This window comes from Microbacterium aurantiacum (assembly GCF_021654035.1).
In the GTDB taxonomy this organism is placed as follows: Bacteria; Actinomycetota; Actinomycetes; order Actinomycetales; family Microbacteriaceae; genus Microbacterium; species Microbacterium aurantiacum.
In genome coordinates this window covers 198209-213838 of the sequence record NZ_JAJPDW010000004.1, presented here as the reverse complement: position 1 = coordinate 213838, position 15630 = coordinate 198209, and the positions used below count along the sequence as shown (strand labels likewise).

The 15630-nt window shown below is 69.7% G+C and carries 15 protein-coding genes and 3 pseudogenes; 10 read left to right on the top strand and 8 right to left on the bottom strand.

What is annotated here, in order from left to right; genetic code table 11:
- Positions 1 to 40 precede the first annotated feature (40 nt).
- The 4 genes and pseudogenes from LTL01_RS14875 to LTL01_RS10925 form a co-directional block, all read right to left on the bottom strand.
- Positions 41 to 286 carry an EamA family transporter gene (locus LTL01_RS14875; protein WP_308195185.1) on the bottom strand — a complete coding sequence of 82 codons (246 nt, stop codon included), beginning with the start codon at positions 284 to 286 and terminating at the stop codon, positions 41 to 43.
- Complete coding sequence (locus LTL01_RS10935; RefSeq protein WP_308195183.1) at positions 232 to 930, bottom strand: DMT family transporter; 699 nt, start codon at positions 928 to 930, stop codon at positions 232 to 234. Before LTL01_RS10935 ends, LTL01_RS14875 begins: the two co-directional genes overlap by 55 nt.
- Before the next feature lie 183 nt (positions 931 to 1113).
- Positions 1114 to 1641 carry a TetR/AcrR family transcriptional regulator C-terminal domain-containing protein gene (locus tag LTL01_RS10930; RefSeq protein WP_272877980.1) on the bottom strand — a complete coding sequence of 176 codons (528 nt, stop codon included), beginning with the start codon at positions 1639 to 1641 and terminating at the stop codon, positions 1114 to 1116.
- A 26-nt stretch (positions 1642 to 1667) separates the two neighbouring features.
- Positions 1668 to 2314 (bottom strand): annotated as a pseudogene (locus tag LTL01_RS10925) (transposase); the annotation flags it as partial.
- A gap of 120 nt (positions 2315 to 2434) precedes the next feature.
- Between LTL01_RS10925 and LTL01_RS10920 the strand changes: the two are divergent.
- Complete coding sequence (locus LTL01_RS10920) at positions 2435 to 3016, top strand: DUF4386 domain-containing protein (RefSeq protein ID WP_236968583.1); 582 nt, start codon at positions 2435 to 2437, stop codon at positions 3014 to 3016.
- 147 nt (positions 3017 to 3163) lie between these two features.
- Here LTL01_RS10920 and LTL01_RS10915 read toward each other — a convergent pair whose 3' ends face one another.
- Positions 3164 to 3640, bottom strand: coding sequence for a VOC family protein (locus LTL01_RS10915; RefSeq protein WP_236968582.1), 477 nt, complete (start codon positions 3638 to 3640; stop codon positions 3164 to 3166).
- A gap of 312 nt (positions 3641 to 3952) precedes the next feature.
- On the opposite strand from LTL01_RS10915, the gene LTL01_RS10910 reads away from it, so the two are divergent.
- The 8 genes from LTL01_RS10910 to LTL01_RS10875 all read left to right on the top strand — a co-directional run bounded on the left by LTL01_RS10910 (position 3953) and on the right by LTL01_RS10875 (position 12940).
- Positions 3953 to 4981, top strand: a complete 1029-nt coding sequence (locus LTL01_RS10910) for an SIS domain-containing protein (protein ID WP_236968581.1) — start codon at positions 3953 to 3955, stop codon at positions 4979 to 4981.
- 11 nt (positions 4982 to 4992) lie between these two features.
- Positions 4993 to 5811, top strand: a complete 819-nt coding sequence (locus LTL01_RS10905) for a PfkB family carbohydrate kinase (protein WP_236968580.1) — start codon at positions 4993 to 4995, stop codon at positions 5809 to 5811.
- Positions 5801 to 6577 carry an ATP-binding cassette domain-containing protein gene (locus tag LTL01_RS10900; protein WP_236968579.1) on the top strand — a complete coding sequence of 259 codons (777 nt, stop codon included), beginning with the start codon at positions 5801 to 5803 and terminating at the stop codon, positions 6575 to 6577. Before LTL01_RS10905 ends, LTL01_RS10900 begins: the two co-directional genes overlap by 11 nt.
- Entirely contained in the window at positions 6574 to 7623 is a 1050-nt protein-coding gene (locus tag LTL01_RS10895; protein WP_236968578.1) for an ABC transporter permease, read from the top strand. Before LTL01_RS10900 ends, LTL01_RS10895 begins: the two co-directional genes overlap by 4 nt.
- A 93-nt stretch (positions 7624 to 7716) precedes the next feature.
- Entirely contained in the window at positions 7717 to 8703 is a 987-nt protein-coding gene (locus LTL01_RS10890; protein ID WP_236968577.1) for a substrate-binding domain-containing protein, read from the top strand.
- 52 nt (positions 8704 to 8755) lie between these two features.
- Positions 8756 to 10807 carry a hydantoinase/oxoprolinase family protein gene (locus LTL01_RS10885; protein WP_236968576.1) on the top strand — a complete coding sequence of 684 codons (2052 nt, stop codon included), beginning with the start codon at positions 8756 to 8758 and terminating at the stop codon, positions 10805 to 10807.
- A 1-nt stretch (position 10808) separates the two neighbouring features.
- The gene (locus tag LTL01_RS10880) at positions 10809 to 12476 is read left to right on the top strand and encodes a hydantoinase B/oxoprolinase family protein (RefSeq protein WP_236968575.1); all 1668 of its coding nucleotides are present in this window, start codon (positions 10809 to 10811) and stop codon (positions 12474 to 12476) included.
- Positions 12473 to 12940, top strand: a complete 468-nt coding sequence (locus LTL01_RS10875) for a VOC family protein (RefSeq protein ID WP_236968574.1) — start codon at positions 12473 to 12475, stop codon at positions 12938 to 12940. The genes LTL01_RS10880 and LTL01_RS10875 overlap by 4 nt, the downstream gene beginning before the upstream one ends.
- Positions 12941 to 12983: 43 nt before the next feature.
- On the opposite strand, the gene LTL01_RS10870 is transcribed toward LTL01_RS10875, so the two are convergent.
- From LTL01_RS10870 to LTL01_RS10865, 3 genes and pseudogenes are all read right to left on the bottom strand, one after another.
- The gene (locus LTL01_RS10870) at positions 12984 to 14078 is read right to left on the bottom strand and encodes a LacI family DNA-binding transcriptional regulator (RefSeq protein ID WP_236968573.1); all 1095 of its coding nucleotides are present in this window, start codon (positions 14076 to 14078) and stop codon (positions 12984 to 12986) included.
- Positions 14075 to 14665 (bottom strand): glycosyltransferase family 2 protein, encoded by a 591-nt coding sequence (locus LTL01_RS14940; RefSeq protein WP_372461339.1) that lies wholly within the window; start codon positions 14663 to 14665, stop codon positions 14075 to 14077. Before LTL01_RS14940 ends, LTL01_RS10870 begins: the two co-directional genes overlap by 4 nt.
- Before the next feature lie 298 nt (positions 14666 to 14963).
- A pseudogene (locus tag LTL01_RS10865) lies at positions 14964 to 15224 on the bottom strand (transposase); the annotation flags it as partial.
- 3 nt (positions 15225 to 15227) lie between these two features.
- Between LTL01_RS10865 and LTL01_RS10860 the strand changes: the two are divergent.
- Positions 15228 to 15383 (top strand): annotated as a pseudogene (locus LTL01_RS10860) (IS256 family transposase); the annotation flags it as partial.
- Positions 15384 to 15630 lie beyond the last annotated feature (247 nt).

Here is a 15630-nt window from a genome sequence, read left to right as displayed (position 1 = left end):
CTCGCGTGCACTCCGCCCAGCGCCAGCCGGCTTCGACGCGTCATCGGGGCGCGACGTGATCCGGTGACGCCCTCCGCTCGGGGCGGAGCCGGCGGGGGAAGAGCGGCAGCTTCCCCTGACTCAGGAGAATCCCGACGAGCACGACGGCGGCGCCGAGCGGCTGAGACCAGGTGAGCCGCTCGCCCAGCACCACCGTGCCGAGGAGGATGCCGACGACCGGTGTGACGTAGGTCACTGTCGAGGCGGAGGTCGCGCCCCAGTCCCGGACGATGTTCGCGTTCCACACGTACGCCAGCCCGGTTCCCACGACGCCCAGCGCGAGCAGGAGAGCACGATGCCGGGCGAGAGCGTGAAGGGCCCGCGCGCGGTGAACGGCGTCAGGATCAGCATCACGGTCGCTGCGAGCCCGACCTGCACGGTCGCGACGGCGACGGCCGGGTATCCCCGTGGCGAGACGAAGCGCCGGAGGTAGACGAACGCGATCCCGTAACTGGCGGTCGCGCCGAGGCAGGCGAGTTGCCCGGGTGGAGCGACGCCTCCGGACGGACCGTCCCAGGGCGCCAGGACGAAGAGCACGCCGACGAACCCGGCCGCGAGGCCCATGACCCGAGTCGCATCGGGCCGTTCCGAGGGAAGCGCGACGAGCGCGACGAGCATCGTCATCAACGGCGTCGTCGCATTGAAGATGCTTGCGATGCTCGAAGGCACGTGCTGCTGAGCCCAGGCGAACAGGAGGAAAGGCGCAACGCACAGAAGCACCGCCACGACGAGGAGATGCAGCCACGCGATCGGATCCCGGGGGAGCCGCTGCCGGATCACGAGACACACGATCACCAGCGCGATCGCCCCGGCGGTCAGACGCGCCAGCACGATCTGGGCGGGGGACAGGCCCTCGAGCCCGACGCTGACGAAGAAGAAGCTCGATCCCACGCCGCGGCCAGAGCGCGTACTGGACCGCCGTCCGGACCTCACGTCGCGTTCCGGGGCTCGTGGGATCTCCGCTGTCCATAGGTCTCATGCTGGCCGCACCGGAATCTCGCGTCTGGCGGGAATCCGCCGTCGCACTCGGATCCGATCCGGCGCGTTCGGTGAGCGCACGTGCCGCCCGGAGGATCAGGTGAGCGAGGACCGGGCTTCGTCCGCCGGGGGAGACGTCGACGCCCATCCGGACTGCCGGAGGCGTTCGACCCCGTCGAGGAGGATGTCGAGGGCGAAACGGAACTCCGCATCCGCGTCGCACTCGTCGCCCGCGCGGGGTGCCGACGTCGCCATGCGCACGATCGCCGGATACTGCTGCGCGTACACTCCCATCGCCTCAGCGCGCTGATCGGCGTCCTCGGGGAGTTCCGGCGTGGGAAGGACATCGCGGGTGAGCCCCCACATGCGGATGCTGAGGGCGTGCATGGCATGGTGGACCAGGTCCGCCGACAGGCCGCCCCGGAAAAGGATGGCCATCAGGGCGTCCATGTGCGCGAGGACGGCGGGTCCGGCTGTGGCCCGCGTTTCAATCGCCTCGGGGGACCACGCATGCCGTCTCATGAGGGAGCGCGCCGAGAGGATGCGCCGTCGGAGCGCGGCCCTCCAGTCCTCCTCGGCAGCGGCCGATGGGTCGGCGATGCAGGCGGCGAGCCGATCCACCATCTGGTCGATCAGCTCCTCGCGGTTGGCACCATCCCTGGCAGCCGGCCTCGTCGATCCGTCGAGGTCCGCGACTTCCGGGCCGCACGCCCCGACCGCAGGCAGCGGGCGAGCTCGCGGCGCAACTGCCCGCGTCCCTGCACGAACAGGGACTGGTAGATCGTCTCGTGGCTCACGTGCATCTCCGGGTCATCGGGATGCTCCAACCGTAGGCGGGCGGCGATTTCCTGCGGCGACCACAGTTGCTCTAGCTGCGTCGTGACAACCTCGAGCAGCCGTCCACCGCAAGCTTGAAGGGCTTCGGGTGGCGGGCCTGCTCTCGTGCGTCCTCATGCGCCCGCCACGCCGAGTACTCCTCCCGCCCGCCGCCGCGCTTGACCTCGCAGTTGACCGTCGACACCGCCCGCCCCAGGGTGAGCGCGATCGCGGTCAATGTGTCACCGCGCGCGAGACCAACCAGGATCTCCTCACGGTCGAGGATCGTCAGATGCCCCTCGCGTGGCTCCCAGCCGAACGGTTTCCCGTCGAGGTGACGCCCTTCCCGCGCCATGCGGCCGACCATCGGGGTCGTGCAGCCGACCTCGCGGGCGATATCGATGAGCCGCCACCCCTTCGAGTGGAGACGGAGCGCGAGCTGCTTCTGCTCGCGACTGAGATGACCATGCTTGCCCTGCAACGAATGCCTCCCGAGATCAGCGCCTGCCTCATCTCACAACACCCATTGCGCTGACCGCTTGAATCCGCCGACTCGAAGATCCATGCCCGGATCACCGGTGCGCTGTATCTGGTGACCCACGTGACGGCTGTGACCGCCGTCATCGCTTACGGGGATGCCGGCGGCATCCGGCTGGGCGTGGCGCTCGAGCTCGTGCTCGCGCTCGGCTGCCTCGGCACAGGCGTGCTGCTGTGGCACCTTCTCCGCTCGTACGGACCCGTCCGTGCGGCCAGCTTCGGCGCTCTGCGGCTCATGGAGGCGGCGGTGATCGGCGCGGCGACCCTCCCGATGCTCGCCATCGCACTCACCGGGAGCTTCGGGCAGCCGCTCGGCGACGCGTTGGTGGAGGTGCACCGCGCCGGCTTCCTGATCGGTCAGGGCATGATCATCAGCGTCAACACGATCATCCTCGGATGGCTGCTCCTCGACGCCCGGGTCGGTCCGCGCGCCCTGGCATTCCTGGCCGTGGCCGGGGGAGTGATCGTCCTGATCGGCCATGGCCTTCAGCTCTTCGGCGTGATCGAGATGGGCGTCCCGATCGCGGGTCTGACGGCGGTTCCGATCTTCGTCTTCGAGATCTGGTTCGCCGTGTACCTCCTCGTCCGCGGACTCCGTCGTCGTGACCCCGTCACCGACGCTCGTTCCGTGGCAGCCCGCGCCTAGGGCGCTCCACCCGAGCCGGAGGCGCCGAAGGCACCGGTGCCTCCGGCGGGATGGAGCGCGTGGCAGTCGTGCTTCGTCCATGGGTCGGGCCGGATGCCCGAAGGCTGTTCGCGGCTGCCCGGAGGGCACCCGCCCCGACCGTGCAGGCTAGAACTGCACGGCATAGCCGCCGCCGGCGACCCACTCGTCCCACGCCGGCTTCGACCAGGCAGCGCCGAGCTCGATGCGCACCCCTTCGGGTGAGATCAGGTACACGAAGCGGATGCGGCCCTCTTCGTCGGTGCCGTGCGCCTCGCGTGTGTATCCGGCCGCCTCGAGGGACGCCGCGTCGGCGTCCAGATCGTCGCTCCAGTAGGCGAGGTGGTGCAGTGCGTGCCCGTCGTTGTCCGTGGTCGACCAGATCCCGGTGGCGGCTTCGATCATCTCCCACTGCGGCGCCTGAGCGCAGGAGGCCGCCCACCGCACGGCAGAGGTCTCCTCGCGTCCTCCGCGTGTGATCGTGACGTCCCGGTGGAGCACGCTCGTCCACGCGAGGTCCATGTCGTTACGAGAACGCTCGATCGCACGGTCGAGATCGTCGACGACGATCCCCACGTGCCACGTCGTGCTGAAGTCGATGGTCATCGTTGGCCTTCCTCTGAACTCTGGCTTGACACTACGCGCGATAGTAACGTTCTCGCAAACGCGGACTTTTTGACCAAAGGTGCTTGACGTCATGCGTAGTGGCGTGCAAAAGTGCGATGGCAACGTTCTCGCTGACCGCACGCTCGACATTCTTCATCCGTCGGCCGGCCACGGTCAGGCATCGGCAACGATCCGAGAACGAAGCCATCACCACGCAACCGCCATACACGCCCTCCCAGCGTCGGTGGTCCCAGAATGGGAACGCTGTCGCACAATCGGGGAACGTTCCCGCACCTAAGGAGCACGACGCAGATGACCACCACCGCCCTCCGACCCGTGGAGCCCGACCTCGTCGAGGTGCTGCAGGGCGCCGTCGCCCAGCGCGGCACCGCCCAGCAGATCGCCGCCGAAGCGGTCCGCCGCCAGGTCGACCGGGTCTTCTTCGTCGGCGTCGGAGGCTCCTGGGCCTCCTCGGTCCCGGTCACGCTCGACCTGCAGCACGCCGGTCTGCCGTTCCCCGTGCTCAACGTGAACGCCAGCGAGTTCACGGCGCTCACGCTTCCCCTCGTGGGCCCCACCTCGCTCGTCATCGCCGCCTCGCACAGCGGAGGCACGCCGGAGACCGTCGAGGCGGCGCGGCTCGCCGCAGCGCGCGGAGCCCTCGTCGTCGGTGTCGCCACCGACACGGACAACCCGCTCGGCGAAGCATCCGCATTCCAGCTGAGCTACGGCAGCGCGCGCACCGTGACGAGCTCGAAGTACGTGCTGCTCAGCGAACTCGCCCTCGCGCTCCGCGAAGCCCACGGAGCACCGGCCGACGGGATCGCCGCGACCCGCACGGCGCTCGAGGCGATCCCCGAGGCGACCCTGGCCGCAACGCTCGCGGCCGACGACCAGCTCGCCGAGATCGCGCGGTCTTACGGCGATGCCGACAACGTCTTCGTGCTCGCGTCCGGACCGCTCACGGGCCTGGCCTACCTTCTCTCCGTCTGCTACCTCGTCGAGATGCAGTGGAAGAAGTCCACGCACTTCACGACGGCCGACTTCTTCCACGGGCCGTTCGAACTCGCCACCGAGGGTCAGCCGTACATCCTGTTCGCCGGCGCGGACGCCACGCGGGCGCACACCGAGCGTGCCCAGCGATTCCTCGACACGCACAACCCGGAGTACCGGGTCCTCGACGCGACCGCCCTGGAGCTCCCCGGCATCGCGCGGGAGCAGCTGCCGGCGGTTCAGCACATCCCCATGGCCTCGATCACCATGCGCCTTGCCGACCACTTCGAGGCGGCCACCGGCCACAACCTCGACGAGCGCCGGTACATGCACCGAGTCGAGTACTGACCGAGATGCGCATGGCCAGCGTCGGCGACAACTGCGTCGACAGATATCTCGAGGAAGGCATCGGGTTCCCCGGGGGCAGCGCGGTGAACGCCGCGGTGTTCGCCGCGCGGCTCGGCGTCGACTCCGCGTACCACGGCATCGTCGGCTCCGACGCCGAAGGACAGGGCATCGTCGATGCGCTGCGCGCCGAGGGGGTCGATGTCAGCGGGGTCCGCGTCTCGGACGAGCAGACCTCGATCACCGACATCCGGATCGACGAGGACGGCAACCGCGTCTTCACCGCGTACGTCCCGCCCATGAGCCACGTCGTCCTCGGCGATGCCGAGCTCGAAGCCCTCGCCGGTCACGACTGGATCCACACCGGACACTCCAGCCGCACCCTCGCGCAGATCCCGGCGCTCAGTAGGCTGGCGCCGGTCATGTTCGACTTCTCGTACACGAGCGTCGAGACCGCCAGCGACGTCGTCGATCACCTCGCCATCGCCGCGTTCTCGCGCGAGACCGAGTCGGAGGAGGCCTGCTTCGCGCTCGCCCGCGATGCTGTCGAGAGGGGCGCTCGGATCGCCGTGGTCACCCGCGGCGCTCGCGGAGCGATCGCGACCGACGGCCGCACGAACCACACGCAGGCCGCCGCCCCGGTCGACGTCGTCGACACGACCGGAGCCGGCGACGCGTTCCAGACGGCGTTCGCACGCGCCGCCTTCAGCGGTGCGTCGATCCCGGACGCGCTCGAGGCCGCCACGGCGTTCGCCGCCACCGTGTGCACGTACCGGGGCGCCTTCGGGCATCCGACGCCCCTCGAAGAGAAGGAGGTGCTCCGTGACCGCTGACGCACTGAAGGTGTCGGGCATCACGAAGTCGTACGGCCATGTGCAGGCGCTGCGCGGGGTGAACCTGTCGGTGCGCCCGGGGGAGGTCCATGCCCTCCTGGGAGACAACGGCGCCGGCAAGTCCACCCTCATGAAGGTCATCGCGGGCGCCGTGGTGCCCGATGAGGGCACGATCGAGGTCAACGGCACGACCCAGTCGTTCAAGGTCCCCAAGGATGCTCAGGATGCCGGGATCGAGACGGTCTACCAGGACCTCGCTCTGGCCCCCAGCCTGACGCCGGGAGAGAACCTGTTCCTCGGCCGGGAGCTGCTCAAGCCCGGCTTCCGCGGACGCCTCGGCATGGTCGACCGCAAGGCGATGAACCGCCGGGCGGAGACGGAGCTGTCGCAGCTCGGCGCGAAGATCCAGCGCTACGACAGCGAAGTCGAAATGATGTCGGGCGGTCAGAAGCAGGCCGTCGCGGTGGCGCGAGCCTCGCTGTGGGGCACGTCGCTCATCATGATGGACGAGCCCACCGCCGCGCTCGGTGTCGCGCAGACCGCGTTCGTGCTCGAGCTCATCGAGCGCGTGCGCGACGAGCGCGGGCTTCCCGTGCTGCTCATCTCCCACAACCTGCCCGACGTCTTCCGGGTCGCCGACCGCGTGACCGTCCTCCGGCTCGGCCGCGACGTGCTCACGGCGTCGATCGACGACGTCACCACCAACGACCTCATCGCGGCGATGACCGGTGTCGCCGACGTCGACCCGAACAGGAGCCACGCATGACCGAGGCCACGCTCACGCAGCCGCAACGGCGCTTCTCGCCGGGCCGCCTCCTCACGAGCGGCAGTCTGTCGGAGCTGACGATCTTCGCGCTCCTGGTGCTGATCGTCGTCGCCTTCAGCCTGCTCACTCCGCCCGGAACGTTTCTGTCGGTGCAGAACATCGAGTCGATCGCGCTCACGGGCTCGCAGCTGGCCCTCATCGGCGCCGGCGTGACGTTCCTGCTCATCGCGGCTGGCATCGACCTCTCCGTCGGCTCGATGGTCGCGTTCTCGTCCGTGGCGGCGGCACAGGTGATGTCGACCATGACCGCGAACCTCCTGGGCGAGGAGCGCACGCTGTGGGCCGTCCTCGGGCCCGTGCTCCTCGGTGCGCTCGTCGCGGTCCTCGTGGGCACGGGCTGGGGCGTCGTCAACGGACTGATCGTGACCCGGACGAAGATCCCGCCGTTCGTGGCCACGCTCGCCACGAGCACGCTCATCCTCGGGCTCACGCAGATCTGGTCCGGCGGCGTCAACGTGACCGGCGCACCCGTCGAACTGCAGACCGCGTACGGCATGGGGAAGTTCCTCGGAGTGATCCCGTACCCCGTGCTCACCGCCGCGATCGTGGTCGCCGTGCTCTGGTTCGTTCTCGCGAAGACCCGCTTCGGACTGCGCAACTTCGCGATCGGCGCCAACCCCGAGTCCGCTCGCCGCGCGGGCATCAACGTCGACCGCCACCTCATCGTCGTCTACGGCATGGTGGGTCTGCTGTCCGGCATCGTCGGGACGATCGACGTCGCCAGGTACACCACGGCGACCATCTCGGGATACACCGGCACGGCGCTGGCCGCGATCACCGCCGTGGTCATCGGCGGCACGAGCCTCTGGGGCGGTCGCGGACGGATGTCCGGAACGATCGTCGGAGCGTTCATCCCGGCGACCCTCACGAGCGGCTTCGTCGTCATGGGCCTGCCCCCGTTCTGGCAGAACGTCGCCATCGGCGTCGTCCTGCTGCTGGCGGTCTGGGCCGACCAGTACCGCCGGAGCCGAGCGGCCCGCGGCTAGCCCGCGAAGGCGGACGGGCGACGAGCCCGAACGCCCCCGACCTGCACCACCTTCCCATCCATGTCCCTAATCAACGCCCGAAGGAGCAACACAATGAACAAGACCCGTGTGGTCACCGGTGCGAGCATCGCCGCCGTCGCCGGACTCCTCCTCCTCACCTCGTGCGCATCGAACAGCGCCGGGTCGCCCTCGGCGGACCCCGGCGACGGCGACACGCTCGAGATCGCCATGGTCCTCAACAGCCAGACCCGGCCGTTCTACCAGACGATGATCGCCGGTGCGGAAGAAGCGGCCGAGGAGCTCGGCGTCAACCTCACGTGGCAGGGCCCGGCCGAGGAGAGCGCCGCGAACCAGACGTCCATGCTGCAGCAGGTAGCCGCGGGCAAGCCCGACGGCATCATCTTCTCCGCATCCGACTCCGTCGCCCTCTCCGCGCCCCTGAAGGCGATCTTCGACGGCGGGACACCCGTCGTGACCGTCGACTCGGACGTCGCCGACCCCGCCGCCCGGCTCTTCACGATCAAGTCGGACGGCCAGGAGAGCGGGACGCTCGCCGCCGAGCGCGCCAACGAGGTCACCGGCGGTGAGGGGAAGGTCGGCTACCTCGGGTACACGCCCGGCATCGAGAGCATCGACCTGCGCCTGTCCGGCTGGGAGGAAGCGCTCAAGCAGTACCCCGGCCTCGAGAACGTCGGCAATGAGTACGCCGGTCTCGACATCTCGGAGAACCAGCTGAAGGCGACGGGCCTCATCTCCCGCGTCCCCGACATCGACGCCATCTACACCTCCTGGGGCAACGCGTGCATCGGCGCCGCCCAGGCGGTCAAGCAGGCCGGGAAGTCGGGCGACATCGCGCTCATCTGCGTCGACGCCGACAAGGAGCAGGTCGATCTGCTCGCCGCAGGCGACGTGGATGCGCTCACGATCCAGCAGGCCGCCGAGATGGGCCGCCAGTCGGTGACCCGCCTCGTGGAGTACATCCGCAACGGCACCGAGAGCGACGACGTGCTGGTCACGCACGTGCTCGCCACCCAGGAGAACATGAACGAGCCCGAGATCGAGGCCCTGTTCTACCGCTGATCGAGGCCGGTTCACGCACCCCGATCCAACCGCAGAGAAGAAGAGAAGCAACATGACAGCACGCCTGGGAATCGACGTCGGCGGGACCTTCACCGACATCGTCGTCATCGACGACGAGGGCAACCGCCTCGTCGAGAAGGTGCCGTCGACCCCGCACGACGCGTCGATCGGCATCCTCGACGGCATCCGGCGCATCGGCCAGACGCGGGGAGTGGATGTCGCCGAGCTCGGGATCTTCGCGCACGGCTCGACGGTGGCGACCAACGCCCTGCTCGAGGCGAAGCTCCCGCCGACGGCCCTCATCGTCACGGAGGGCTTCGGCGATGTGCTCGAGATCGGCACGCAGCTGCGGCCCGCCCTGTTCGACCTCACGGCCGAGAAGCCGCCGGCCTACGTGCCTCGCGACCTCGTCTTCGAGGTGGCCGAGCGGGTCGACCGCCTCGGCGGCGTCGTCCGTGAGCTCACGGACGAGGCGATCGCCCGGGTCGTCGAGCAGGTCCGCGACGCCGGAGTCGAGGCCGTCGCGGTGTCGCTGCTGTTCAGCTTCCGGAACTCCGAGCACGAGCGGCGGATCGCAGCGGCCCTCCGCGAAGCCCTTCCGGACCTCGCGGTCGCCATCAGCAGCGAGGTGGCGCCGGAGATCAAGGAGTACCCGCGGTCGTCGACGGCGGCGGTCAGCGCAGCGCTCCAGCCGCTCGTGGCCCGCTACATGCGCGGCATCATCGACGGCGTCGGCGACGTCGGGCTGACCGCACCGCTGTACATCATGCAGTCGAACGGCGGCGTGATGACGGCTGAAGAGGCCGCACGCAACGCCCACCGCATGGTCCTGTCGGGACCGGCGGCAGGCGTGTTGGCGGCCACCAAGGTCGCGCAGGAACCCGGATACGGGAACCAGATCACGTTCGACATGGGGGGCACCTCGACCGACATCGCGCTGATCCACGAGGGTCGCGCGCAGATCGAGCGCGAGACGCTGTTCGAGGGCCGGCCGCTGCTGGTCCCGCAGTTCGACATCCACACGATCGGCTCGGGCGGCGGCTCGCTCGCCCGGGTCGACCGTGCGGGACTGCTGCGGGTGGGCCCGGAGAGCGCGGGCGCGATGCCCGGGCCCGCCAGCTACGGCCGGGGCGGCACGCGGCCGACGACGACCGACGCGCACGTCGTGCTCGGCCGCATCGATCCGAGCCGGTTCCTCGGCGGCGAGATGGCTCTCGACGTCGAGGCGGCCCGGCGGGCGGTCGAAGAGCACGTCGCCGTCCCGCTCGGAATCACGGTGGAGGAGGCCGCGGTCGGCATCCTCGAGGTCGCGGACTCCATCATGGCCCGCGGCGTGCGGGTCGTGAGCGTGAACCGCGGGTTCGACCCGCGCGAGTTCCAGCTGCTGCCGTTCGGCGGCGCCGGTCCCATGCATGCTGCGAACGTGGCGCGCATGGTCGGCGTGGGCGGCGTCCTCATCCCGTCGAACCCGGGAACGCTCTCGGCCGTCGGCCTGGCCGACTCCGACCTGAAGTACGACTTCACCACCGTCGTCGACCGGGGCCTCGCGGATGTCGACGCGAGCGACATCGAAGCGGCCTTCGCCCCGCTGATCGCCGAGGCCGAGTCGCGGCTCGCGCCCAGCGGCGTCGCGGCCGTCACGCACCTGCGCATCGGCCGGTTTCGGTACGCGTGGCAGGACAACGACGTCGAGGTCATCCTCGGCTCGAAGCCCATCGACGACGCGCTGCTGCAGGAGGGCATCGCGCGCTTCCACCGGCAGCACGAGTTTGAGTTCGGTCACAGCGACCCGGACGAACGCGTCGAGCTGGCCGCCCTCTCGATCGAGTCGACGGGCGTGCTCCAGACCGGGGCATCCGCCGCACCAGCCGCCGAGCCGCACGAGCACGCCGCGCAGCCGGCCACCACCCGGACCGTCTACTTCAAGGACGCCGGATGGGTCGACACGGCCGTGTTCGAGCGCTCCAGCCTCGCGGCAGGCGCCACGTTCGCGGGTCCCGCGATCGTCGAGGAGCGGGAGGCCACGACGGTCGTCCCGCCCGGAGCGTCGGGTCGCGTCGACCACCTCCTCAACCTCATCCTCACCTTCGACCAGGAGGGCTGACATGACCGTCACGCTCGAACACCAGTGGCGCACGGACGCCATCACCGTCGAGGTCGTACGCCACGCCCTCGAGACCATCGCCGAGGAGATGGGCTCGTCGCTCCGGCGGACGGCGCTCAGCGTCGTCGTCAAGGACATGCGCGACTACGGATGCGCCGTGTTCGACGCTCGCGGCGGCCTCATCGCCGCCGCGCTCGACATCCCCACCCTGCTCGCCTCCATGTCGCCGGCGCTTCGTTCGTGCATCGACAAGTGGGGGGACGACATCCACCCCGGCGACGTCTTCGTCACGAACCACCCGTACCAGGGGGCGTGCCAGACGAACGACATCAACCTGTTCGTGCCCGTCTTCGACGCAGCGGATCAGCTCATCGGCTTCACGGGCGTCATCGCCCACCACGCCGACTGGGGCGGCCGCACGCCGGGCACCGCCGCGGCGATCTCGCAGTCGGTGTTCGAAGAGGGCGTCCTGCTGCCGGCGCTCAAGCTCGAGGTGCGCGGTGTGCCCGAGCGGAATCTGCTCGACATCATCGACGCGAACACGCGGCACCCGAAGCAGAACAAGGGCGACCTGCGGGCCCAGGTCGCGTCGGCGCGGGCGGGTGCCCGCCGGTTCCGCGAGCTGGCCGACCGCTACGGTTCGGAGACGCTGCGGAATGCGATCGCCGACCTGTTCGACTACACCGCCGAACGCACCCGCGCTGAGATCGCAGCGCTGCCGGATGGCACCTATACCGCGAACGGGTACCTCGACAACGACGGGATCGTGCTCGACGAGCCGGTCTACATGCAGGTCGACGTCGTCATCAGCGGCGACTCCATCTCGTTCGACTTCGGAAGCAGCGCTCAGCAGATGCGCGGCGGCATGAACATCCCGATCTCCACCACGTGGTCGGTCGTGCACTATGCCGTGAAATGCCTCATGCCCAACGAGGTGCCGTTCAACGAGGGCTCGCTCGCGCCCGTCGTGGTGAACGCGCCCCTCGGAACGGTGACCAACCCCCGGTTCCCCGCCGCCGTCGGTGACCGTCACCTGGCATCGCAGCGTCTGGCGTCGGTCGTGACGAGGGCGCTCGTGCAGGCCGCACCCGGGCGGACGTCGGCGAGCTGGTTCGTCGGCTGGCCCGTGCTGGTGTGCGAATCGCGCTCGCCGAAGTCGGGCGACGGCGTCGTCCTCCTCGCGAACGTCGCGGGCGGTGCCGGTGCCACGGCGAGCCACGACGGTGCGGATGCCGTCGACGTGCACATGGCGAACTGCTCGCTGATCCCTGCGGAGATCATCGAGTCCAACTACGAGCTGCGCATCGAGCAGTACTCGCTGATCGCCGACTCCGGCGGCGCCGGCAAGTACCGCGGCGGGCTGGGGATCCGTGCCGACTACCGCAACATCTCCGAGCAGCCGCTGCGCTTCCTCTCCGAGGCGGAGCAGACCGATCCGGCCTTCGCGCCGGAGGGCCTCGCAGGCGGCGGTGCGGGCGCGAGCGCTTCGCTCGTGCTCATCACGGCAGACGGGATCGAGCACGAGCGGCCCTCGAAGGGCCAGGGCGTGGCGCAGCAGGGCGAGATCGTGAGCCTGCGCGCGGGAGGGGGCGGCGGCTACGGCGACCCCGCGACGCGTGATCGCATCGCCATCGAGGAGGATCTGCGCCGCGGGAAGACCACCCGGTGACGATTCCCGTGCGGCTGGGACCGCCCGAGCACCTGGGCCTCGTCGTTTCCGACATCGAGGCCGCGCTCGGGCGGTTCCGCGCGCTCGGTCACCGGTTCGCCCCCGTGACCGAGCCGCTTGCCCGCATCCGCCGCCCCGGCGGTGCCGTCGAGGAGACGCCCCTGCGGTACGCGACGAGCGGTGGTGAGCTGCCCTACGTGAAGCTCATCCAGGAGGTTCCGGAGAGTTTCTGGCAACAGGACCGGCCGGGCGTGCCCTGGCACCACGTCACCTACTGGGCCTACGACCTCGACGAGGCGACCGCGCGTCTGGTCGCCGACGGGTTCGCCGTGGAGGCAGACGGCCTCGAACCGGATGACCGCGTGCGGTACCGCTTCCTTCGCACGCCCGAGGGAGCGCGGATCGAGCTCGGGCTGCGCGTGAACCGCGATGCCTTCGAGGCGTGGGCCGGCGAGGCGATCTGACGGAGCGGATCGCGCCGGCTTCACGAGCCGGCGCCGGATGCGCTCAGGCTCGCGCGCCGGGGGCTGCGGTCGATTCCCGCTCGATGAATTTCGTGGGGAGGTTCACGATCTCGGGTTGGGACTCCTCACCGCCGAGCCGTGCGATGAGCCGTTCGGCGGCGAGCTGACCGATGCGGTACACGGGCTGCTCGATGACCGACACCGGCGGCTGGACGAGCTCCGTCCATTCGAGGTTGTCGAACCCGATGAAGGAGACGTCTTCGGGGATCCGCAGTCGCAGGCGCCGGATGGCCTGGTACGCGCCGAGGGCCATGGTGTTGTCGATCGCAACCACTGCGGTGGCGGGGTCGGGCTCGGTGAGTCCTGCAAGCGTGGCGCGGATCGCCGATTCGACGCTGTACTCGCCGCTCTGGAACACGAGCCGCGGGTCCACCGGGATGCCGGCCTTGACGTGGGCCCGGAGGTAGCCGGCGAGGCGGGCGGAGCTCGGGTTGAGGCTGAACAGGTCGACCTGTTCGAGATCGGCGTCCCGGAAGATCGCCTGCCAGTTGGACTCGCGCGGCTCGCGCAGCTCGGCGACGATCGCGACGCGCCGGTGGCCGAGGGAGAACAGGTGCGCGACGGCGCGCTGCGTCGCATCGGGGCCGTCGACGAGCACGGCGTCGGTGGGCAGCTGTGAGCTCGCCCGGTCGACCATGACGACGGGCTTGCCGGTGGCGACGGCATCGGCGAGGTGCTCGACGTGCTGAACGTCGGCGGGTGAGACGATGATGCCGTCGACCCGCTTGTCGAGCAGCAGGTCGAGAGCGGCGGTCTCACGGTCGGAGCTCTCGTCGCTGTTGGTCAGCAGCACGCTGTAGCCCGCCGCCTCTGCGGTGTCGGTGATGCCCCGCATGATCCCGGAGAAGAACGGGCTGTGGATATCGGCGCAGATCACGCCGATGGTGTCGGTGCGGCCGGAGATCATGCTCTGCGCGAGCCGGTTGGGGCGGTAGCCCAGAGCGTCGGCCACCTCGGCCACATGGCGGCGGGTCTTCTCGCTCACGCGGCCGTAGTTGCCGAGCGCGCGGCTCGCAGTGGAGACGGAGACGCCCGCGCTCTCGGCGACGTGCTGGATTGTCGGCGACCCATGCTTCATAGGAGAACGTTATCGCACGCGGACCGCCGCGACGGGGACAACGCACCGCGCTCAGGGCAGGGCCAGCCCGAGAGTCCGGCGGACGATGTCGAGTGCGAGCATGCCGGCTCCCTGGGCGCTGCTCGTCTCGCCGAGGTCGCCCGCCAGCGGCAGCGGCCGTCCGAGCTGGGCGAGGTGGGAGCCGACACGGTCGAGCAGGAGCGCGTTGTTGCCGAGACCGCCGCCGAGGACCGCGACGGCGGGATCGGTGACCGAGATGATGCGGTCGCGTCTGCGCTCCCGTCGTCGACGAAGAGAACCTCGAAGCCGCCCGCGGGCGGACTCTGACGGTCGAGGCAGTCCAGCAGCGGGCGGATGTAGGGGCCGGGCGAATAGACGGGCACGATGACGCTCACCGCAGGATCCGTCACCGCATCACCACCGCCTCTCAGCGCACGCTTGGCTGTCACCTTATCGTGGCCGCGCGGAAGGATCCCATCGTCGCGCTGCGATACGAGTGACCCTCGCGCGAAGAGGGCGGGCCGCCCGGCGCGGTCCGTCCTCCTCGCCGTCCCGTGCCGGGGCGGCGCCGACGCTCGGACCGGCATCGCGACGTGCTGCGGCTCAGCCGCCATCGGCACCGCGCTGATCGATATGCTCAAGGGTTCCTTGAGTGCTTAGCGACCTGGCAGACCAGCGTCAGGGGAGGGGCGAGAGAGGCAGGGACGTTCGCGGATCAGGCACCAGTCGCGGACGCACACGTGAGTGACCGGAGCCGTTCGCGAGGCCGGCGCGTTCGCACACGGCGACCCGCTACTGACACACCATCCGCGTCGGCAGTCAGCTGCGGCGCGGGTCAAGTCCCCGGTAGTGGTGTAGCGCTCGGTCCTTCGGTTTGAGGGTTAGTTAGGCGCTGAGTTCGAGGATGCTGTCGGTCACCTCCTCGGGGCTGGTGTCGGCGATGAGGGTGAGTCGGGACTTGGCGAGAATGTCGAGGCCGAGGTAGCGGCGCCCTTCGGCCCATTCGTCGGTCTGTTCGGCGAGAACGGCGCCGACGAGGCGGATGATCGCGTCGCGGTTGGGGAAGATTCCGACGGAGTCGGTGCGGCGGCGGATCTCGCGGTTGAGGCGTTCGTTGGGGTTGTTGGACCAGATCTGCTGCCAGAGCCCTTGGTCGGCGCGGTCCTCGCCGAGCAGCACGACGAATGGGCTGAACAGCGACGCTACCTCGGCCTCGACGCCCTCAGCCGAGCCCGCCGCGTCGGCGAACCCGACCCCGAACCCGAGGAGGTCCCTGAACCCGACTACCGCGCCCTCTCCGCATGACAAGACGAGGGATCACACGCGAACGGACACCACTCAAAAGGACTTGACCCACCAGGGCAGGTTCTGCCAACAGCCCACCGGACCGGAATGAGAAAAGGGCCCGCCTTCGGCGAACCCTTTTCTCATTCCCGCGAGTGGGTTATCGCGGTGGGGCGCATCCCGCCGTGACCGTGTCGCTATGCTCAGGATCAATCACCGGACCTGACGACGCTCCCGGGAGCGATCGGCGGCGTACCCCAGCACCCGG

Excerpts from the sequence above, each read along its gene's own strand:
- LTL01_RS10905 (WP_236968580.1), top strand. The coding sequence starts at position 4,993 with ATGGCCAGCGTCGGCGACAACTGCGTCGACAGATATCTCGAGGAAGGC.
- LTL01_RS10910 (WP_236968581.1), top strand. The coding sequence starts at position 3,953 with ATGACCACCACCGCCCTCCGACCCGTGGAGCCCGACCTCGTCGAGGTG.
- LTL01_RS10895 (WP_236968578.1), top strand. The coding sequence starts at position 6,574 with ATGACCGAGGCCACGCTCACGCAGCCGCAACGGCGCTTCTCGCCGGGC.
- LTL01_RS10885 (WP_236968576.1), top strand. The coding sequence starts at position 8,756 with ATGACAGCACGCCTGGGAATCGACGTCGGCGGGACCTTCACCGACATC.
- LTL01_RS10880 (WP_236968575.1), top strand. The coding sequence starts at position 10,809 with ATGACCGTCACGCTCGAACACCAGTGGCGCACGGACGCCATCACCGTC.
- LTL01_RS10870 (WP_236968573.1), bottom strand. The coding sequence starts at position 14,078 with ATGAAGCATGGGTCGCCGACAATCCAGCACGTCGCCGAGAGCGCGGGC.
- LTL01_RS10890 (WP_236968577.1), top strand. The coding sequence starts at position 7,717 with ATGAACAAGACCCGTGTGGTCACCGGTGCGAGCATCGCCGCCGTCGCC.
- LTL01_RS14940 (WP_372461339.1), bottom strand. The coding sequence starts at position 14,665 with ATGCCGGTCCGAGCGTCGGCGCCGCCCCGGCACGGGACGGCGAGGAGG.
- LTL01_RS10930 (WP_272877980.1), bottom strand. The coding sequence starts at position 1,641 with ATGGTGGATCGGCTCGCCGCCTGCATCGCCGACCCATCGGCCGCTGCC.
- LTL01_RS10915 (WP_236968582.1), bottom strand. The coding sequence starts at position 3,640 with ATGACCATCGACTTCAGCACGACGTGGCACGTGGGGATCGTCGTCGAC.